Below are 19,451 nucleotides of genomic sequence, written 5' to 3' on the forward strand. Positions count from 1 at the left end.
TGCGCTTTGCGGCCGGCGATGCTCACTGTGCTACAGCACAGTTGCGCTTCTCGGCCACAAATCACATCCGCTCGCTACAGTTTTGTCAGGCGTCGCAACTTTGGTAAAAAACTAGAAGCGGTATTCCAGCCCCGCCACATACGTCCTGCCCCTCGCCGTACTCATCGGGGTATTGTCGTTCGACTGCGACGGCATCGAATTCAGGCGGTTCAGCGCTTCCGAATAATTCTTGTCCATGGCGTTCTGCACCGACAGGCGCAGGAACAGGTTTTTCGTCACCTGGTAGCTGGCATACAGGTCGATCACGGCCGGGATCTTCGGATTGTCCACCTTCGTCACTTCGCCCGTCACTTCATCGGCTTCATTGTCCGGCGACAAGCGGCGGTTCGCTCCCGTGTGCTTGATGATGGCGCCGATCTCCATCTTGTTATCCAGTAATCGCGTGCCCACGTCGAGGTTGTAGTATGTGCTGGGCAGCTCACTGATGTCGGAGGCGCCAAACCACGCGCTGGCGATCGAGGTGGGCTGGCTGGTCTTTTCGCGCGTGTACGACAGGCGCGCATAGGCCGGCCCCAGCTGGTACTGCGCTTCCAGTTCCCAGCCGCGCGTGCGCACGGGCGTGGCCGAATTAATGTAGATGTACATGTTCGTCACGTACGCGTCGACGGTTTCCCAGTCCGTGGCGATCACTTCCGCCATATTGCACTTGCGCCCGTTATCGCAGACGAGGAAGGATTGGCTGGTGATATAGCCGTCGATCTTGCTCTTGAAATACAGGGCCTTGAAGTTCAGCGCATCGCTGGCGCTCAGCAAGCCGTGCAGGCTGCCATTGAAGCCCAGCTGGTAGGTGCTGGCTTTCTCGCCCTTCAAAAACGGGTTCATCGACGCCCCGCCATCGTTCGAGAAAAACACTTCCTGCGGATTCGGCCCGCGCATGGTGCGCTCGGCGCTGGCAAAGGGCTGGAACCACGGCGTCACTTGCGCCGACAGCAGCAGCGACGGATTGATGCCATGCTCCTTCAGGGCGATATGCGCCGCCCCTTGCGGGAAGCATTTCACGCGCTCGTCGCAGGCCGGCTTGTAGCCCGTCAGCTCGAAACGCGTGGCGTTCAGACCCGCATTGAGCTGATAGATGCCGCGGTTGTATTGCAGGCCCGCGTACAGGCTGTCGATCTTTTGCCGCCCTTCCGGGCCGAAGGTATTGTTTTCAATCGATTGCTGGTTGGCGTCCGGGTTGTCCGGGTCGTCGACGAGGCTTTCCACGTGCTTGCTGTATCTGTTGCGCATCAGCTTGCCGCCGATGGTCACCAGCGCATCGCCGCCCGCCAGCTTGAAGCTGCTGGTGTTGTTGATATCCACCGCGTCGGCCCGGTTGGCTGCGTTGGTGTTGATGAAGTTGGTCAGCGCTTCCGGCATGTATTTCTGGTTGCCCCGGCTGCTGCTGGCCGTGACATTGAGGTCGATCAATTCCGAGAACGGCGTGTAATGGTATTTCACATAGTAGTCGTCGCTCTGGATGTCGCGGCGCGTAAAGGTGTTGCGGTAATCGCGCGCGGACAGTTCCAGCGCGTGGAAGTCGCTGAGTTTCAAGTCCAGCTTGAGCAATTGCGACTTCGGTTTCTGCTTGTAGTAGCGGTTATAGCCGAAGCCGAATTCCTCGCTGTCCGTGCCATTGCCATTCTTGTAGTTGTTGCCGATCACGCTGGCGCTCGTGGCCGCCATGAAACCCACGCTGCCGCCGTCGAAGGCGGGATTTTTCATGCCCACGGCCAGCATGGCGCTGCGGCCCACGCCATTGTTGCCGGCGGACATCTTCGTGCGCGCGCCGACCTTTTCACCGGCGAAGACCACGTCATCGACGCCGATGGTGCGGAAATTGGCGCTGCCGCCCAGCGCGTTGACGCCATCGCCACCCGCCGCATTGCCGCGCGACACATCGACGCCGATGATGAAGTTGGGGTCGATCAGGGCGCCGAACTGGCTGCTGGGCACGCCGCCATGCGACACTTCCGACGGCGCGCTGCCATAGTAATTCTGCGTCACGCCATCGATCATGGTATTGACCCGGCCAAAACCGGACAGGCCGCGGATGTTGACGCTGACGGCCCCCTGCGCCGGATCGATCTGGGTAAACGTGCCCGGCATGCCGCGCAGGACCTGGTCCACGCTCTGCAAGCGCGTGTCCGCGCCGCGCGCACTGAAGGCGCCCGGTTTTTCCAGCGCCTGCTGTTCCACGGGCACCGTTTCACCCGAGACATTCAGCGGCGACAGTTCCACCTTGCCGCTTTCCTGTGCTTGTTGCGCCACAGCCTGCTGTGCCAGCAACGCCATGCAAACGCCCACGGCTTGCGCCATTGTCTTGATATGCATACACCCTCGATTTGTTATGGATAATTTTTTTGAATGAAAAGCACCCGGCATCCTCATGCCTTGTCCTGTCCCGCTTCCAGCTTGAACGAGACGGGCAAGGTGACGGTCACCGTGCCCTGGTACAGGACGTTGTCGGGCGGCGCCGGCAACGGTTGCGCGCGCTGCAGCACTTGCAGCGCCTCGCGGTCGAGCAGCACCGTGCCCGACGACGCGACCAGTTCGCTGGCCAGCAATTTGCCGTCGCGGTCGACCTGGAAGCGCACCCACGCGGCGCCGGCCCGCTTGCGCTGGCGCGCGTCGCCCGGATAGCGCTTGAAGTGCGCCAGATGGCTGAGCACGCGGCTTTGCCAGCTGGCCGGCGCCGCGCTGGTCGACGGCGTGTCGCTATTGAACGGCGCCGCCTGCGGGCCGCGCACGGCGGCCGGCGCCGGCGTGGCGCTGCTGCTGGCCTGTGCGGGCACGGAAGCCGCATTTGCCAACTCCCTGGCGGCATCCTTGTCCGGCTCCGCCGATGGACTGGCCACCGCCTTGTCCTCCTTTTCCGCCGCAACGATCTCCGGCGCGGCGGCCCGCGCCAGCACGGGCAGCGCCTCCTGCCGTGCCGTACTCTTGGGCGGCCGGGCGGCGCTGGCGGCGGCCGATTGGCGCGCCCCCACCGCCACGACTTGCCGTGTTTCCGGCGACATCGCTTGCGCGGCAAACACCACCATCACGCTGGCGGCCGGGTTGGCGGGCGCCACGGCGACGGGCTGCCAGCTGGCCCACAGCAGCAGCACCAGGCTCGTCAAGACCACCAGCGCCGTGGCGATGCCCCAGTTCAGGACGGGACGGGGCGTCAGCACCGGCGACGGCGCAGATGCGGGCACAGCTACGGGAGAAAATAGCGGCGAACTCACCCGCCCTCCCGGCCCACCAGGCCCACTTTCAGGTAGCCGGCCTGGCGCAGGGCATCCATCACGTCCAGCACGTCTTCATATGCGGCCTGCTTGTCGGCCTGAAAAAACAGGGTGCGCTGGCGGTCGCCGCCCGTCTGCGCGTCAAGCAGGCTGCCCAGCTGTTCGCGCGCCACGGGAGATTCCCCCAGGTACAGGCTGCGGTCCGCCTTGAGCGACACGAACAGGGGTTTTTCCGGGCGCGGCTCGGGCTTGGCCGTGGCGGCCGGCAGGTCGATCTTCAAGTCGACGGTGGCCAGCGGCGAGACCACCATGAAGATGATCAGCAGCACCAGCATCACATCGATGAAGGGCGTGACATTGATCTCGCTTAGCTCCGGCATGTCGGCCGCGTCGTCGTCCTGCGCAGGAAAAAGGGAGGCCATGGCTCAGGCCTGCCTGCGCATGTCGAGGTCGCGGCTCAGCATCAGCAGCACTTGCGCCGAAGCGGCGCGCAGCTGCGCCTTGTACTGGTTGATGCCACGGCTGAGCAAGTTATAGATGACGACGGCAGGAATCGCCGCCACCAGGCCCAGCGCCGTCGCCAGCAGCGCTTCCGCGATGCCCGGCGCGACGGTGGCCAGGTTCGTGCTCTGGCTGGCGGCGATGCCGATAAAGCTGTTCATGATGCCCCACACGGTGCCGAACAGGCCGACGAACGGCGCCACGGCGCCTATGCTGGCCAGCAAGCCTATGCCTTGCGTCATGCCGCGCACCTGCTGCGCGATCAATTGTTCCTGGCGAAAGCCGGCCCGCTCCTTCAGGGCCGCCGCCGGCGCACTGGCGTGCGACAGGCGCAGTTCCTGCTGCACGTCGTCCAGCAGCTGCCGCGCCAGCACGCTGTTGTCCGTGTCCATGCTTTCCACCTTGGCGGCCGCGTCGGGCAAGGAGGTCGCCAGCTTCAGCATGGCGACGGCGCGTGCCGCCGCGCGCCGCGCCTTCAACAGGCTGGCGCCCTTCACCAGCAAGACCACCCAGGTGGCCAGCGCGGCGATCAATAAACCGATGAGTACGCTTTTGACGACCTGGTCGGCGGCGAAAAACATGCCCAATGGCGACATGTCGTGCGGCAGCGCGGACGCTTGCGCACCGGCAGGGGCGAGGGAAAGAAACACGCCGCCAGCGGCGGCATGGACATACAACAAGGGGGTACGCATGGGAGCTTCAACAATCAACAGGCATGGCTGCGCCAACGGCGCGCACGCGCATGCAAAAAAAATCGGACGAACTACCTGGCTGCCGGGAGGAGCTTGCTGGGGAAGAGTGCCGGGCTGAACGCCCGGCGGAGGCACGACGGTTTACTTGGCGCTGGCGACGGCAGGCGCTGCCGGCGTGAACCAGACGAAATCCGCCTGCGGCGCCTGCACGGCGGCGCCCTGCTGCGCCAGGACCAGCACCAGCGGCGCGGGGCCGCCCGTCAAGTCCTGCACGTGCAGCGGCACGCCGAGGTCCTTGTGCGCATGATAGGCACCGGCGATCAGCACGGCAGGCGCGGGCGCGGCCAGCAGGCGCTCGGCCATGCGGCGGTCGCGCTGCTGCTGCACCGACAGCATGGCGGCCAGGCGCGGTTCGTCGATCTGGTTGTCATGCATGACGCGGATGATGTCTTTCAGCTTGGCATGCACCTTGCCGTCGTTGGCCAGGTTCGAATGCTTGCCCTGCACGCCCGGCTTGTCGATGAACAATTGCTTGATCTCGCTGCGGTCCAGGTTGGCCGACCAGACGGGGTATGGCGCGCGCATCACGGTCATCACCAGGTCGCCATATTGCTCCCACTTCCAGTTCGGCTGCCACGCCAGCAGCTCGGCCACGTGCTCGGGACGCACCACGGGGTCCGTCTGCAGCCATGGCTTGACCTTGTCGACCTTGGCTTGCTGGTCCGGGTTCAGCATTTCCAGCAGCACGCTGCCTTGCGGACGCTGGCCCTGCAGTTGCAGCAGCAGCCACTGCTCGATCTGATGATGGCTGAGCTGGTCATGCTGCTCGCCGACGATGACGCGGGGCGCGGCAGCCAGCTGGGCCAGCAATTGCTCGGCGCTCAGGCGCTGGCCGCTGCGCAGGTCGACGATCTCGCCCAGCTGGCGCACGTCTTGCGCAGCGGCAGGCGCGGCCGTCGTGGCGGCAGCCGTAGCGGAGGCAGTGCCGGTGGCGGGCGCAACGCTGCTGCAGGCGCTCAGCGCCAGCACGCAGGCGGGCAGGACGGCGGTGAAGGACAGGGGGAATTTCATGGGCACGGCCTTTCGGGTCAAAGCACTGATTGTTGCAAAATAACTCAGCCGGGCATTTTAATGGAAATGATTCTCATTTACAACCTGCGCACGGCAAAGCGAGAAGATTTTTTTACAACTGGCAAAAAATCAATGCTGGCGCCATCGGTGCAATCGCCGGGCGCGGAGTAGAATAAAAAAAACGGAGGACATGCGTGAACCATACTGACCAGTTGGCGGCACTGAAAAAACCGCTGCCAGAATCCCTTGCTGCCGTACTTTCCCTGATCTTTGCCGACCGCTTTTCCATGACGCAAGCCATGCGCGAACACCATGGCCGCGACGAGTCGAGCTATCCCCCCATGCTGCCGGACGCCGTCATCTTCGCCCATTCCACCGAGGAAGTGGCGGCCGCCGTCAAGCTGTGCAGCGCACACGACGTGCCCGTCATCGCCTATGGCAGCGGCACCTCGCTCGAAGGCCACGTGCTGGCCCTGCATGGCGGCGTGACGATTGATCTGTCGCAAATGCACGCCATGGTCGCCGTGCATGCTGAGGACTTGACGGCCACCGTGCAGGCGGGCGTGACGCGCAAGCAGCTGAACGAGGAAATCCGCGGCACGGGCCTGTTCTTCCCCATCGACCCGGGCGCCAATGCCTCGCTGGGCGGCATGGCGGCCACGCGCGCCTCGGGCACCAACGCCGTGCGCTACGGCACCATGCGTGAAAACGTGCTGGCCCTGACGGTGGTGACGGCCGATGGCCGCATCATCAGGACGGGCACGCGGGCGAAAAAATCCTCGGCCGGCTACGACCTGACACGCCTGTTCGTCGGCAGCGAAGGGACGCTCGGCATCATCACGGAAGTGACGGTGAAACTGTATCCGTTGCCGGAAGCCATCTCGGCGGCCGTGTGCTCGTTCCCCGGCACGGGCGAGGCCGTCAATGCCGTGATCCAGACCATCCAGATGGGTATTCCCGTGGCGCGGGTCGAGTTTCTCGACGAAAACGGCGTACGAGCCATCAATGCCTACGACAAGATGGCGCTGCCAGAAAAACCGCTGCTGCTGTTTGAATTCCACGGCACGCCGGCCAGCGTGGCCGAGCAGGCGCAGCTGGTGCAAGCCATCGCGGCGGAACACGGCGCCAGCGATTTCGCGTGGGCCAGCCGTCCGGAAGACCGCTCGCGCCTGTGGGCCGCGCGCCACAACGCGTATTTCGCCCTGCTGCAGATGCGTCCCGGCAGCCGCGCCATTTCCACCGATTGCTGCGTGCCCATTTCGCGCCTGGCCGAATGCATCCTCGCCACCAAGGCCGATTGCGAAGCGCACGGCCTCGTCTACGCCATCATCGGCCATGTCGGCGACGGCAACTTCCACGTGCAGATGCTCGTCGATCCCGACGACCCGGCCGACATCGCCCGCGCAGAAAAGGTCAACAGCGCCATGGTCACGCGCGCCATCGGCATGGACGGCACGTGCACGGGCGAGCACGGCGTGGGCATGCACAAGATGGCCTTCCTGGTGGAAGAACATGGCGAAGGGGCCATCGACACCATGCGCGCCGTCAAGCACGCGCTGGACCCGAAGAACATCATGAATCCCGGGAAGATCGTCAAATGGTAGGTCGGCCCGTTCGGGATCGGCATTTCCCCCATTGGGGAAAATGCCCCCTGAGGGTACGCCCCCCCGTCCCTGCCGTCGGGTTATGTTGACAATTCCATGCGCATCGGCACGAAAGCGATGCCGCCCGTTTCCACCTTCGGCCCCGTGGCGACAAAGCCCAGGCTTTGATACAGGGGCAAGGCATACGCCGAGGAATTGACGGTAAATGCCGTCACGCCGCCCCTGGCCAGCGACGCATCGCGGGCCGCCTGCCACAGCCGGCGCGCCATGCCGCGCCGGTGCAGCGCGCGCGGCACGAACATGTGGAACAGGTGCGTGTTGTCGCGCATGGCCACCACGCCAGCAAGTGCGCCGTCGATATGCGCCAGCTGGTAGGCGTAATTGGGCAGCGACAGGTAATTTTCGATGGCGGGCTGGCGGCAGTTCTCGATGAACTTTTCCGCGCCCGCGCCATCGGGGCGCAAGGTCAAAAAGGGCATCAAGTCGTCGATCAGGGCGACAATGGCGGGCGCGTCGGCGACCAGGGCGGGACGCAATGTCGGTTCGGGCAAGGTTGTCATGCGTAAATCATGCCATGCCATGGCCAACACAGACAAGCCTCAACAGAAATCGCGGCTGCTGGTGCGCAAGCGTCCCAGCAAATGCGACATGTCGACCAGGCGCTTGGCCACCAGATTGCGCACGATGCCTTCCTGCTGCCACACGCCGTACACGCCCAGCAGCGGCGCGCCCAGCACCTCGCGCCGCTGGCTTTCCACCAGGTCGGGCCAGACGATGACGTTCACGGTGCCCGTCTCGTCCTCCAGGGTCATGAAGACGACGCCCTTCGCCGTGCCCGGGCGCTGGCGCACGGTGACGATGCCGCAGGCGCGCGCCACTTGCCCATTGGTATAACAGCTCAGCGTGGAAGCGGGCAGGAAACGCTGCGCCAGCAGCTGTTTGCGCAGCAGCGCCAGCGGATGGCGTCCCAGGGTCAGCCCCTGGGCGCGGTAGTCGCTGACGATGCTTTCGCCCTCCGTGGGGGCGGCCAGCACGGGTGCCTCTTCCTCTGGTGTGGTGGCGCGCAGCAGATCCTTGTCCGGCACGGCGCCGGCCGCTTGCCACAGCGCGGCGCGGCGGTTGCCTGCCAGCGCCTGCAAGGCATTGCCGGCCGCCAGCACCTGCAAGTCATGCCGGTCCAGCCCGCCACGGCGCGCCAGGTCGGCCACGTCAAGAAAGGCGGCGATGGCGCGCGCATCCTCGATGCGCCGGGCCGCTTCCACCCGCATGCCATACAGGCTGTTCAAGCCCAGGCGCACGGCCGGCGCGGCGCCCTGCGCGTCCTGCGCTGCCGCCTCTTCCAGCGCCGCCTCCCAGCCGCTGACGGCCACGTCGACGGGCAGCACTTGCACGCCATGCCGGCGCGCATCCTGCACCAGCTGGGATGGACTGTAAAAACCCATGGGCTGGCTATTCAGCAAGGCACATAAAAAGACGGCCGGCTCGTGGCATTTCAGCCAGGAGCTGGCATACGTCAGCAGCGCGAAACTGGCCGCGTGCGATTCGGGAAAACCGTATTCGCCAAAGCCCTCGATCTGGCTGAAGATGGCGTCGGCAAACTCCCTGTCGTAACCATTGTCCACCATGGCATTGACGATACGGTCATGGTAATTGTTCATGCCGCCCTTGCGTTTCCAGGCCGCCATGGCGCGCCGCAATTGATCCGCTTCGCCGGGCGTGAAATCGGCGGCGATGATGGCCACCTGCATCACTTGCTCCTGGAAAATCGGGATGCCCAGGGTGCGCCCCAGCGCCTTTTCCAGCCCCTTCGGATACACGACGGGTTCTTTCCGCTGGCGCCGCTGCAGATACGGATGCACCATGCCGCCCTGGATGGGGCCGGGGCGCACCAGCGCCACTTCGATGACGAGGTCGTAGAACTCGCGCGGACGCAGGCGGGGCAGCATGCTCATCTGTGCGCGCGACTCGATCTGGAACACGCCGATGGTGTCGGCGTGGCACATCATGTCATAGGTGGCGGGGTCTTCTCCCGGAATATCCTGCAGGCGGAATTCCTCGCCGCGCCGCGCACTGACCAGCTCCAGGGCGCGGCGCAGGGCCGACAGCATGCCCAGCGCCAGCACGTCGACCTTCATCAGACCCAGCTCTTCCAGGTCATCCTTGTCCCACTCGATGACGCTGCGCTCGGCCATGGCCGCGTTTTCGATGGGCACCAGGCGCGACAGTTTTCCCTGCGCGATGACGAAACCGCCCGGATGCTGCGACAGGTGACGGGGAAAGCCCAGCAACTGCTGCGCCAGGCCGGCCCACTGCTGCGACAATTCCGCGTCCGGATCGAGCCCGCATTCGGCCAGGCGGTTCAGCAAGTCGTGCTTGCCGTCGAACCAGCGGTGCGCCTTGGACACTTTTTCCACGATGGCCAGGTCGATTCCCAGTGCCCGCCCGCTGTCGCGCAAGGCGCTTTTCGGCCGGTAGCTGATCACCACGGCCGCCAGCGCGGCGCGGCGCCGGCCATATTTGGCATAGATGTATTGAATCACTTCCTCGCGCCGCTGGTGCTCGAAATCGACGTCGATATCGGGCGGTTCATTGCGCTCGCGCGACATGAAACGCCCGACCAGGGAATTGCCGCGCGCCGGGTCCACTTCCGTGATGCCCAGGCAATAGCAGACGGCCGAATTGGCGGCCGAACCCCTGCCCTGGCACAGGATATTTTGTGAGCGGGCAAAACGCACGATGTCGTAGACCGTCAAAAAATACGCTTCATACAACAGCTCGGCGATCAGCGCCAGCTCCTGCTCGATCTGCTCCTGCACGTTGGCGGGAATGCCCAGCGGAAAACGCACGCGCGCGCCCGCATACGTTTCCTGCCGCAAATAGCTCGCCGGCGTGTGGCTCTCCGGCACCAGTTCATCGGGATAGTCATAGCGCAAGCTGTCGAGCGAAAAAGTGCACAGGCCGGCAATGCGCAGGGTTTCCGCCAGCGCCTGCGGCGGATACACATTGGCCAGGCGCAGCCGCGCACGCAGATGCTGCTCCGCGTTTTGCGCCAGCGCATAGCCGCACTCGCCCACGGGCTTGCCCACGCGGATGGCGCACAGGGTATCGAGCAAGGGCTTGCGCGAACGCACGTGCATGCACACGTGGCCCACGGCCACCACGGGCAAGCCCTGCGCCTGCGCCGCTGCCTGCACGGCGCCGCGGTGTGCGTCGTCCTGCGCCCGCTGCAGCAAATTCAGTCCCACCCAGCTGCGCTCGCTGCCAAAAGTGGCCGCCATCCATGCGCCTTGCGCGCGCACGGCATCGGGCTGGGCCGGATAGCTGGGCAGCAAGATCATCAGACAGCCGGGCAAGCCCCGCAAATGGGCAAACTCGGGCGACGGCGCGGTAAAATCATCGGGCGTCAGCAGATAGCGCCCCTTGGCCGCCCGCGTGCGCGCCATGGTGATCAGTTCCGACAGGTTGCCATAGCCTTCGCGGTCCCGCACCAGCGCCAGCAAGGACAGGGCCGGGCTGCCATCGGCCTGCACCAGGTGGAAATGCGCGCCTATGATCAGCGGAAAACCCGCCCGCTTGGCCGCCGCGTGGGCGCGCACCACGCCCGCCAGCGAACACTCGTCCGTGATGGCCAGCGCCCCGTAGCCAAGCTGGACGGCGCGCGCCACCAGTTCCTGCGCATGCGAGGCGCCCTGCAAAAAGCTGAAGTTGGTCAGACAGTACAACTCAGCATACTCGGGTAAGACTGCGCCCCACATGATCTACCTCAATACTGTATATAAACACAGTATATTATACTCATCTGGAAATGCCCTTCTCGGTTATGCTGATGTTTTACCTTGCACATTGCCTGCCATGATCGTCCATCTCTTGAAATGTTTCGGCGCCGAACCCGGCGGCGGCAATGCGGCGCTGGTCGTGGAAAATGACGATGGCAGCGAAGCGCAGCGCCAGGCTTTTGCCCGCGAACGCCAGGTCAGCGCCTGCGTCTTCATCGACCGCCAGGCGGACGGAACTATCGTGCTCGACTATTTTTATCCGCACACGCGCAGCCCCCTGTGCCTGCACGCCACCCTGGCGGCCGCGCATGTGCTGCTGGCGGCGCCCGGCGCGCCGGCCACCTTGACGGTGACCACGGCCATGCGCGGACAAGCCTTGCAGCTGCTGCGCAGCACAGCCGGCCTGTTCATCGGCCTGGCGCCGCAGCCGGCGACGGCCGTCATGGTGGAAAACTATGTGCCGTCCGAACTGATGGGCCAGCACATGCACCTGCTGTCGCCGCCCGTGATCGCGTCCGTCGGCAGTCCGAAGCTGCTGCTGGAAGTAGCCGACCGCACTACCCTGCGCGCGCTGCGGCCAAACCTGGAATTGATCGCCGACTGGAGCACCCTGCACGGGGTCAGCGGCTGCTATGCGTATTGCCGCGTCGGCGAAAACGAATATGAAGGCCGCAACTTCAACCACATCGACCCGGTGCTGGAAGACAGCGCCACGGGCGTGGCGGCGGGCGCGCTGGCACTGCATTTGCAACAGTCACTGCGCCTGCACCAGGGCCACGTCACGCAGCAGCCTTGTCTGATCCAGGTGCAATACCACCAAGGGGAAATCCGGGTGGGCGGCATGGTGCACGCGAGCACCTGAACGGGGCATCATGCACCAGTGCAATGCAAGAAAACAAGAGAGGAAATGACAGCCAACCAGGAAACAACAGTTACAGCAGATTTGTAATAACAAAACAAAGTATCGCTGGTGAATGATGAAATGTTGGCACTAGAATCAAGTCACGAATCTTGCTCATTAGCCACTTGGAGATACTGCGTGCCGACCCTCACCACCTTGCGTCAAGCCATCCTCGCCAGCCTGTACGGCAGCGCCGCCCTGGCCGCCTTCAGCCCCGCCGCCATGGCGCAGAGCAACGATCCGGCAGCCACGGAAGGGGCCGTGCAAACGGTCAGCGTCGTCGGCTCGCGCCGCGTCGCCAGTTCCGCCACGGACACCATGGTGCCGGTCGATATCATTCCCATTTCCAAGGTGGCCGAGCAAGGCGGCCAGTTCGACCTGGCGCAGACCCTGCAATATATTTCCCCCTCGTTCAACTCCACGCGCCAGACGGGCGCGGACGGGGCCGACCTGATCGATTCGGCCGCCCTGCGCGGTCTCGGCTCGGACCAGACCCTCGTGCTGGTGAACGGCAAGCGGCGCCACACGACGGCGCTCGTCAACCTGTTCGGCGCGCGCAACCGCGGCAACACGGGCACGGACATGAATGCCATCCCCTTGCTGGCGATCAAGAACGTGCAAGTGCTGCGCGACGGCGCCGCCGCGCAGTACGGCTCGGACGCGATTGCCGGCGTGATCGACATCGAACTGAAGAAAAGCCTGGGCTGCGAAGCGGTGGCCGGCTACAGCCAATATTCGGCCGGCGACGGCAAGAACTACATGACGTCCGCCTACTGCGGCATCGCCCTGGGCGACAAGGGCACCCTGGCCATCACGGGCGAATACCTGGACCGGGGCCGTTCGAACCGGGCCGATGCGGACAGCATGCGCATCATCGGCGACACCCAGTCAAAAAACAAAACCCTGTACGTGAACGGCGACTACGCCACCAGCGGCACGGGCAAGCTGTACTTCACGGCGGGCGCGCAGACGCGCGACGCCTCCAGCGCCGCATTCGGCCGCGGCGGCATCGGCAGCGACGACATTCCATCGCGCAATTCCGCCGCCATGTACCCGGATGGCTTCGTGCCTTTCATCAACGGCAAGATCGATGACCAGTACGCCACCATCGGCCACCGCAGCCAGATCGGCGAATGGCATGCGGACTTTTCGCAAACCTATGGCTACAACAAGATGCGCTACGACATCAGCCATACCCTGAACGCCTCCATCGCCAACCTCGATTTGCTCAATGGCGGCAAGGGCGTCAGCGCCAGCAGCTATGACGCGGGCGGTTTCTCGTTCCAGCAGCTGACCAGCAATGCCGATTTCAGCCGCTATTACGACACGGTGATGAGCGGCATGAACGTGGCCTTCGGCGCCGAATACCGCAGCGAGGAATACAAGATCATGGCCGGCGAACCGGGCTCCTACATCGACGCGGATGGCGTGGGCGTGGGCGGCAACGCGGGCAGCCAGGGCTTCCCCGGCTTCCAGCCCGGCGACGTGACCAAGGCCAGGCGCCACAGCATCGCCGCGTATGGCGACGTGGAACTGGACTGGACGGAGCGCCTGAAAACGCAGGCCGCCCTGCGCTATGAAAAATTCAGCGATTTCGGCTCCACCGTGACGGGCAAGCTGGCCGCCAGCTATAAGGTGGCGCCGGAGGTGCTGCTGCGCGGCTCGGCCAGCACGGGCTTCCGCGCGCCGTCGCTGCAGCAAGTGTATTTCTCGTCCACCTTCACGGACTTCATCGGCGGCGTGCCCACCGACGTGGTGCTGGCGCCGAATGGCGGCGCCGTCGCCAACGCGGCCGGCATTCCCAAGTTGAAAGAAGAAAAATCCACCAGTTTTACCTTAGGCACCACCTGGACGCCGACGCAAGCCATCTCCGTCACGGCCGACCTGTACAACATCAAGATCAAGGACCGCATCGTCCTGTCGGGCCGCTTCAACGCCGACAACTACCCGGACCTGGCGGCGCGCCTGGCCCTTTTGGGCGTGGGCGAGGCGCAATTTTTCGTCAACTCCATCGACACGCGCACGCGCGGCCTCGACCTGACGGCATCGCACAAGGGCGAGCTGGCCGGCAACCGCCTGAACACCTTCCTGGCTTTAAATTTGAGCAAAACGGAAGTGACCAAGGTCAAGACGCCGGAGTCGCTGAAAGGCTACGAAGACGTGCTGCTGTCCGAGCGCGAACGCCTGTTCATCGAACAGGGCGGCCCGCGCGCCAAGGCCACCCTGGGCTTCGACTACATCACGGGCAAGCTGGAGTCGGATTTGCGCATCATTTATTTTGGTCCGCAAACCCTGGGCACCTTCAGCGGCACGGCCGAAGGCGTGCCGAACGCCCGCTATGCGGCCAAGACATCCGCCGACCTGAGCTTCACCTACAGCATCAGCAAGAACACCAAGCTGACCTTTGGCGGCAACAACATCTTCAACGTCAAGCCCACCACGCAAAACGCGGACGAGACGGATAACGGCTTCAAATACGACAGCGTGCAGTTCGGCCTGAATGGCGCTTCGTACTTTGGACGGCTGTGGGTGAAGTTCTAAATCGGCTTCGCGCCAGAACGGCAGCGGCTGCGCCAGTACGGGCAGCCGCGATGTCTGCCGGGCGCAGCGCATGCGGCTCTCAACAGCCGAGCTTCCCGAGCCGGTAGCGCATTTCGCTGGCGATGCCGGCATTGTCCGAGGCCGCGAACTCCTTGATGAGTCCGATGGCTTCCGGCGTGCCGATGCTGGCCAGCGCATGGCTGAACCATTTCGCGATGACCTCGTCGTCAGAACACGTGTATTCGAGGAACTCGAAGCCGCCTTCCAGCACGCAGCGGATACCGGCCACGCTGGCAGGGTTTCCCAGGTCCTGTATCGCCCGCGCGACTTCCTGGTGCAGTTCATGCCCTGGCATGCACAACAGATTATTGAGCACGTCAGCCTTGGCCTCCGGATGCTCGATGGCGCAGGCCATCGCAAGCAAGGTATCGCCGGCTTCCCCGTTATGCTCGGCAATCGCGGCCGCCATCCCGTCCAGAATATAGCGCTTGACCGTGGCGGGCGTGACGCCTGCCAGCTGGTACAGCCGGGGCACGTCATGCATGTTCTCGTCCAGAAGCTGGCGCAGTGCTTGATCCATACTAAAAATACCTGTCATTTATTTAATTCAATTCAATGCCGGCGGCGGGGTGGTGCTGCCGGCCGCTGTCGGCTGCCAGGATGTCCCGTGCTTGCGCCGCCACGCCTTCCAGCCGTTCACCGGCTGTCGGGTGACTGGCCATGCGGGCAAGTTCCGCGCCGAGGACGGATGCCAGTTCCGGCGAGGGGCGCACGATGCCGGCCAGGATAAAGTATTTCCACACATCGTCAGCGGTGGCGAAAATCGGCTTGACGTAGGGAGCAAGCCGCGCTCCCTGGGCCAGCAGAAAGGGGCGAAGCACGGCGGCAACAGGCCAGTTGCTGTCTTGCATCCACTCCAGCATCTGTGGCGCGACGCATTCCACCCTGTCCCAGCCCAGCGCGACCAGCGCGGCGGCGGCATGCGTATCGTGTTTGTCGCGCGGCAGCAGTGGCGGCAAGGCATATGTGTTCATGGTCGTTGATTTGAGTGATGGCCTGCACAGGAGGTCGCCGCTGGCGCGCTGGCGTTTCCCCGGCACTGTAACGCGTTTTGCAATCGCGGTAAGATGAAATCTCCATCATCACTGTAAAAGAAATTCCCGCGCCATGGCCACACTGGACTTCTGGTTTGATTTCGGCAGCAACTACAGCTACCTGAGCGCCATGCGCATCGAAGCGCTGGCGCGCGAGCACAAGGTGCACGTCGCCTGGAAACCCTTCCTGCTGGGCGTCGTCTTCAAGTCGCTGGGCTGGGAAACGTCGCCCTTCGTGCTGCAAAAACTCAAGGGCGACTATGCGTGGCGCGACATGGCGCGCCAGTGCGCCAAGTACGGCTTGCCGTGGCAGCAACCCGGCACTTTTCCCCGCACGGCCCTGCTGCCCATGCGCGTGGCCCTGATCGGCGCTGACCAGGGCTGGATCGCGGCATTTACGCGCAGCATGATGACGCTCAATTTTGCCGAAGACCGCGAGATCGACAACGCCGACGCCGTCAGCGCAGTACTGACGGCACTGGGCCTCGATGCGCCGGCCATCCTGGCGCTGGCCTTGAGCGATGAAAACAAGCTGCGCCTGCGCCGCCAGATACAGCAGGCGCAAGCCTTGCAGCTGTTCGGCGCGCCCAGCTTCATCAGCGCGGGCGAACTATTCTGGGGCAACGACAGGCTGGAAGATGCGCTGGCGCATGCGGTGCTCAAGCGCCGCTGATCTCAGCGCCCCGCCAGCGCCGCGATCTCCTTCTGCATGTTTTCAATGGCCCGCTCGTTGTACTGGTTGGCAAAATACGGGTCGCCAAACAGCTGACCCGCCTGCGCCTTGGCGCACAGGTGCTGCAGGGCCAGGCCCCGCTGCTGCTGGAAGCGCACGGGATCGACGTGCGCGTATTCGCGGCCGATCGCTTGCGTGTAGGCTTGGTAGACTTCGTCGTCCTGGCCCAGGATGGCCAGGTCGGCGCTGAGCATGGCGTCCTTCAGCGCGTGGCTGATGCCGGGGCCCTGGAAGTGGTCGGTGGCGCGTATCAGTTGCGCCACGTCGCCGTTGTCGCCCGCATCGAGGCCGCTGGCCAGCCACAGCTGGGCGCTCGCCTCTTCGCTGGAATACAGCGCGTCCTCGTCGTGGCTGTAGACGGCGTCGTGGAACCAGAACGCTTTTTTCACCAGCGCGCTGTCGCGCCTGGGCGCATAGGTGTTGTCGGCCCAGACGCGGATCTCGGACAGGCCATGCACCAGGTGGTCGAGGTTGTGATAGTGGCGGTCGGCACCGCCATACGCCTGCGGCCCCGTCAGGTGCGCGAACCAGTGATCCGCCAGCGCGATATCGGCCTCGGACGCGGTGGCATAGTTCCACAGCGCTTCCCACTCCTTGCGCAGGCAGTCGAGTATCCACGCCTGGTAGGCGGGACCGGGGACGAATTTCTTCATGGTCCAGTTCCAGCCGACGGGCCCTTCCAGCGCCTTGACGAAGCTGGAACTGACGGAACCGAGGTCGCGCGGCGGCATGACGAAGATGGTTTTCGCGCCCTGCAGCACGTCCACATTGGTTTGCTGGATCAGGTTTTCATAGTCGAAATCGGCCGTCGTGCGGATGCCGCGGATCAGGTAGTCGCAGCCATGCTTTTTCGCCGCGCGCGCCGTATAGTCGCCCTTGACGATGACCACCTGCACATTCTCCCAGCCGCACTCGCGCGCGCTCTGCTCGATGATGCGCTTGCGGTCTTCGGCGGGGAACTGCGGTTTCTTGGCGGGGTTCTGCGACAGGAAGACGATCACCTCGTCGGCGAGCGAACGCGCTTCGCCGATCACCCACATGTGGCCGTTGGTGATGGGGTCGAGGGTTCCTGAAAAGCCGATCTTCTGCATGCTGCGCTCCGTTTGCTTGAATGCTTATTGCGCAGACAATATAGGCCAGCGGCGCGCACGTCAATGCAACATGCCAAAGATCATGATCAAAACATTATTTTTTCACGGCTTGCGGGAATTCCACGCGCACGCACAAGCCGCCCAGGCGCTCGGATTTGTCCAGCACCAGGCGCGCGCCGTGGCGTTCGGCGATGGCCTTGATGATGGCCAGGCCCAGGCCGCTGCCATTGGCGTCCGTGCCGGGCACGCGGTAGAAGCGGCTGAAGACGCGCTCGCGCTCCTCGGGCGGGATGCCGGGGCCGCTGTCTTCCACGGACAAGGTCACGCCGACGGGGCTGGCGCGCAAGTCGATATCCACCGTGCCGCCCTGCGGCGTGTACTTGATGGCGTTGTCGACCAGGTTGCGCAGCATGATGTTGAGCGCGTCGGCCTGGCCGGCCACCTTGGCCGGGTCCATGTGATGCAGGCCCAGGTCGATCTTGCGCGCCTGCGCGATGCCGGCCATGTCGCCCAGCGCGCGCTTGACGACATCGTTCAAGTCCACCGCCTGCAACTGGTCGCCGCTGGCGGCGCTCGCTTCCTGGCGCGCCAGCACCAGCAGCTGCTCGACCAGGCGCGTGGCCCGCTCGATGCCGGCGCTGACGCGGGAAATGGCCAGGCTGCGCTTTTCCTCGGACTCGGCCCGTTCCAGGCTCAAGACCTGCAATTTCAGGGCCGCCAGCGGCGTGCGCAATTCATGCGCGGCATCCGCCACAAAGTGCTGCTGCGCGTCGAACGCGGTTTTCACGCGTCCGAACAGCAGGTTCAATTCATGCACCAGCGGGCGCACTTCATCGGGCAAGCCCGCCTCCGAGACGGGCGACAGGTCGTCCGCCTGGCGCGCCGCCACCTGCTTGCGCACGCGCGAGACGGGCGCCAGCGAACCGCTGACGACCCACCAGACCACCAGCATCAATATCGGCGCCATCAGGGCAATGGGACCCACCGTGCGCAGCGCCAGGCTGCCGGCCATGCGCTTGCGCACGGCCATGTCCTGGGCGATCTGCACGGTCTGGGAACTGGTTTGCACGGAAAAGATGCGGTAGGTGGTGCCATTGGCTTTCACGTTGGAAAAGCCCAGCACGGCGCGCTGCGGCAATTCCGCGCGCGTGATCGAACGGAAGACTTGCACGCCGTCCGGCGTCCACACCTGCACCACCATGTCGTTGTTGACGGGGTCGGCGGGCAAGGCTTGCGCATGGTTGGCCAGCGGCGCGCCGGAGCGCAGCGACAGGGCCATCTGCTGCATGTGGTAGTCGAAGATCTGGTCGGCGTCATACAGGGCGCTGCGGTAGGCGATAGAGGCCTGCGCCAGGGCCGCCATGATGATGGCCGCCAGCAGAAACCACAGCAGGCGGCCGCGCAGCGAGTGCGTCACCGTGACCTTCATCCTCATGCCTTCGGCACCATGTAGCCCAGGCCGCGCACGTTCTGGATCAAGTCGCTGCCCAGCTTCTTGCGCAAGCCATGGATATACACTTCCACCGCATTGCTGTTGACTTCATCCTTCCAGCTGTACAGCTTTTCTTCCAGCTGCGCGCGCGACAGCACGATGCCGGGACGCGCGATCAGCGCTTCCAGCACGGCCCACTCGCGCGCCGACAGGTTGACGGGGTGGCCGTCGGCGATCACTTCGCGCGTCAGCGGATTGATGGACACGCCCTGGTGCTCGAAGACGGGTTCCGGCCGCCCCGAGGCGCGCCGCAGCAAGGCGCGGATGCGCGCCAGCAGTTCGTCGAGGTCATACGGTTTCAGCACGTAATCGTCGGCGCCCGCGTCGAGGCCGGCGATGCGCTGTTCGACGGCGTCGCGCGCCGTGGCAACGAGCACCGGCGTATCGAGCTTGCGCAGCCGCATCGAGCGCAGCACGTCGAGGCCATCCTTGCGGGGCAAGCCCAGGTCCAGCAGCACCAGGTCGTAGGTCTGCGTCTGCAGGGCCGTATCGGCCATGTCGCCATCCTTGACCCAGTCCACCGCGTAATGCTCGGCGCGCAGCAGATCGAGCACCACTTCGCCGATCATCGTATCGTCTTCTACCAGCAATAGCCGCATGGCTGATCCTTTTTTATGTATTAACCCTACAGCACAAGGCTGGGGTCAGGCCCGGCGGGGGAATGTGCCCCAATGGGACGCATTCCGATC

The 19,451-nt window shown here is 64.4% G+C and carries 16 protein-coding genes; 4 read left to right on the forward strand and 12 right to left on the reverse strand.

Annotated features, from left to right (window positions below; all coding sequences use genetic code 11):
• Positions 1–111: 111 nt before the first annotated feature.
• The 5 genes from ACZ92H_RS01960 to ACZ92H_RS01980 form a co-directional block, all read right to left on the reverse strand.
• Positions 112–2,370, reverse strand: coding sequence for a TonB-dependent receptor domain-containing protein (locus ACZ92H_RS01960; protein WP_465048205.1), 2,259 nt, complete (start codon positions 2,368–2,370; stop codon positions 112–114).
• Positions 2,371–2,423: 53 nt separating this feature from the next.
• Complete coding sequence (locus tag ACZ92H_RS01965; protein ID WP_465048204.1) at positions 2,424–3,266, reverse strand: energy transducer TonB family protein; 843 nt, start codon at positions 3,264–3,266, stop codon at positions 2,424–2,426.
• The gene (gene exbD, locus ACZ92H_RS01970; protein WP_465048203.1) at positions 3,263–3,688 is read right to left on the reverse strand and encodes a TonB system transport protein ExbD; all 426 of its coding nucleotides are present in this window, start codon (positions 3,686–3,688) and stop codon (positions 3,263–3,265) included. The genes ACZ92H_RS01965 and exbD overlap by 4 nt, the downstream gene beginning before the upstream one ends.
• A gap of 3 nt (positions 3,689–3,691) precedes the next feature.
• A complete protein-coding gene (exbB, locus tag ACZ92H_RS01975; protein ID WP_465048202.1) occupies positions 3,692–4,459 on the reverse strand; it encodes a tonB-system energizer ExbB in 768 nt (255 codons plus the stop codon).
• A gap of 141 nt (positions 4,460–4,600) precedes the next feature.
• The gene (locus ACZ92H_RS01980; protein WP_465048201.1) at positions 4,601–5,530 is read right to left on the reverse strand and encodes a ChaN family lipoprotein; all 930 of its coding nucleotides are present in this window, start codon (positions 5,528–5,530) and stop codon (positions 4,601–4,603) included.
• A 194-nt stretch (positions 5,531–5,724) separates the two neighbouring features.
• On the opposite strand from ACZ92H_RS01980, the gene ACZ92H_RS01985 reads away from it, so the two are divergent.
• Positions 5,725–7,134 (forward strand): FAD-binding oxidoreductase, encoded by a 1,410-nt coding sequence (locus ACZ92H_RS01985; protein ID WP_465048200.1) that lies wholly within the window; start codon positions 5,725–5,727, stop codon positions 7,132–7,134.
• Between the two features lie 80 nt (positions 7,135–7,214).
• Here ACZ92H_RS01985 and ACZ92H_RS01990 read toward each other — a convergent pair whose 3' ends face one another.
• Together ACZ92H_RS01990 and ACZ92H_RS01995 are read right to left on the reverse strand one after the other, a co-directional pair.
• Complete coding sequence (locus ACZ92H_RS01990; protein WP_465048199.1) at positions 7,215–7,694, reverse strand: GNAT family N-acetyltransferase; 480 nt, start codon at positions 7,692–7,694, stop codon at positions 7,215–7,217.
• A 39-nt stretch (positions 7,695–7,733) separates the two neighbouring features.
• Positions 7,734–10,889: an error-prone DNA polymerase gene (locus ACZ92H_RS01995; RefSeq protein ID WP_465048198.1), complete on the reverse strand. Its 3,156-nt coding sequence runs from the start codon at positions 10,887–10,889 to the stop codon at positions 7,734–7,736.
• A gap of 97 nt (positions 10,890–10,986) precedes the next feature.
• On the opposite strand from ACZ92H_RS01995, the gene ACZ92H_RS02000 reads away from it, so the two are divergent.
• Both ACZ92H_RS02000 and ACZ92H_RS02005 read left to right on the forward strand, forming a co-directional pair.
• Entirely contained in the window at positions 10,987–11,772 is a 786-nt protein-coding gene (locus ACZ92H_RS02000; RefSeq protein WP_465048197.1) for a PhzF family phenazine biosynthesis protein, read from the forward strand.
• Between the two features lie 177 nt (positions 11,773–11,949).
• Positions 11,950–14,352 carry a TonB-dependent receptor plug domain-containing protein gene (locus ACZ92H_RS02005; RefSeq protein ID WP_131371158.1) on the forward strand — a complete coding sequence of 801 codons (2,403 nt, stop codon included), beginning with the start codon at positions 11,950–11,952 and terminating at the stop codon, positions 14,350–14,352.
• Positions 14,353–14,431: 79 nt separating this feature from the next.
• Here ACZ92H_RS02005 and ACZ92H_RS02010 read toward each other — a convergent pair whose 3' ends face one another.
• Together ACZ92H_RS02010 and ACZ92H_RS02015 are read right to left on the reverse strand one after the other, a co-directional pair.
• Positions 14,432–14,932, reverse strand: a complete 501-nt coding sequence (locus ACZ92H_RS02010) for a HEAT repeat domain-containing protein (RefSeq protein ID WP_465048196.1) — start codon at positions 14,930–14,932, stop codon at positions 14,432–14,434.
• Positions 14,933–14,954: 22 nt separating this feature from the next.
• The gene (locus ACZ92H_RS02015) at positions 14,955–15,386 is read right to left on the reverse strand and encodes a DUF5071 domain-containing protein (RefSeq protein WP_465048195.1); all 432 of its coding nucleotides are present in this window, start codon (positions 15,384–15,386) and stop codon (positions 14,955–14,957) included.
• A gap of 133 nt (positions 15,387–15,519) precedes the next feature.
• Between ACZ92H_RS02015 and ACZ92H_RS02020 the strand changes: the two genes are divergently transcribed.
• On the forward strand, positions 15,520–16,119 hold the full coding sequence (locus tag ACZ92H_RS02020) for a 2-hydroxychromene-2-carboxylate isomerase (RefSeq protein ID WP_465048194.1): 600 nt from the start codon (positions 15,520–15,522) through the stop codon (positions 16,117–16,119).
• A 2-nt stretch (positions 16,120–16,121) separates the two neighbouring features.
• Here ACZ92H_RS02020 and coaD read toward each other — a convergent pair whose 3' ends face one another.
• The 3 genes from coaD to ACZ92H_RS02035 form a co-directional block, all read right to left on the reverse strand.
• Positions 16,122–17,270 (reverse strand): pantetheine-phosphate adenylyltransferase, encoded by a 1,149-nt coding sequence (coaD, locus tag ACZ92H_RS02025; RefSeq protein WP_465048193.1) that lies wholly within the window; start codon positions 17,268–17,270, stop codon positions 16,122–16,124.
• Between the two features lie 94 nt (positions 17,271–17,364).
• Complete coding sequence (locus ACZ92H_RS02030) at positions 17,365–18,699, reverse strand: ATP-binding protein (RefSeq protein ID WP_099379071.1); 1,335 nt, start codon at positions 18,697–18,699, stop codon at positions 17,365–17,367.
• Between the two features lie 2 nt (positions 18,700–18,701).
• Positions 18,702–19,361: a response regulator gene (locus tag ACZ92H_RS02035; protein WP_076568048.1), complete on the reverse strand. Its 660-nt coding sequence runs from the start codon at positions 19,359–19,361 to the stop codon at positions 18,702–18,704.
• Positions 19,362–19,451 lie beyond the last annotated feature (90 nt).

This window comes from Janthinobacterium foliorum, assembly GCF_978021625.1.

Excerpts from the sequence above, each read along its gene's own strand:
- ACZ92H_RS02015 (WP_465048195.1), bottom strand. The coding sequence starts at position 15,386 with ATGAACACATATGCCTTGCCGCCACTGCTGCCGCGCGACAAACACGAT.
- ACZ92H_RS02030 (WP_099379071.1), bottom strand. The coding sequence starts at position 18,699 with ATGAAGGTCACGGTGACGCACTCGCTGCGCGGCCGCCTGCTGTGGTTT.
- ACZ92H_RS02020 (WP_465048194.1), top strand. The coding sequence starts at position 15,520 with ATGGCCACACTGGACTTCTGGTTTGATTTCGGCAGCAACTACAGCTAC.
- ACZ92H_RS02000 (WP_465048197.1), top strand. The coding sequence starts at position 10,987 with ATGATCGTCCATCTCTTGAAATGTTTCGGCGCCGAACCCGGCGGCGGC.
- ACZ92H_RS02010 (WP_465048196.1), bottom strand. The coding sequence starts at position 14,932 with ATGGATCAAGCACTGCGCCAGCTTCTGGACGAGAACATGCATGACGTG.
- exbD (WP_465048203.1), bottom strand. The coding sequence starts at position 3,688 with ATGGCCTCCCTTTTTCCTGCGCAGGACGACGACGCGGCCGACATGCCG.
- ACZ92H_RS02035 (WP_076568048.1), bottom strand. The coding sequence starts at position 19,361 with ATGCGGCTATTGCTGGTAGAAGACGATACGATGATCGGCGAAGTGGTG.
- ACZ92H_RS01995 (WP_465048198.1), bottom strand. The coding sequence starts at position 10,889 with ATGTGGGGCGCAGTCTTACCCGAGTATGCTGAGTTGTACTGTCTGACC.
- exbB (WP_465048202.1), bottom strand. The coding sequence starts at position 4,459 with ATGCGTACCCCCTTGTTGTATGTCCATGCCGCCGCTGGCGGCGTGTTT.
- ACZ92H_RS01980 (WP_465048201.1), bottom strand. The coding sequence starts at position 5,530 with ATGAAATTCCCCCTGTCCTTCACCGCCGTCCTGCCCGCCTGCGTGCTG.
- coaD (WP_465048193.1), bottom strand. The coding sequence starts at position 17,270 with ATGCAGAAGATCGGCTTTTCAGGAACCCTCGACCCCATCACCAACGGC.
- ACZ92H_RS01990 (WP_465048199.1), bottom strand. The coding sequence starts at position 7,694 with ATGACAACCTTGCCCGAACCGACATTGCGTCCCGCCCTGGTCGCCGAC.
- ACZ92H_RS01960 (WP_465048205.1), bottom strand. The coding sequence starts at position 2,370 with ATGCATATCAAGACAATGGCGCAAGCCGTGGGCGTTTGCATGGCGTTG.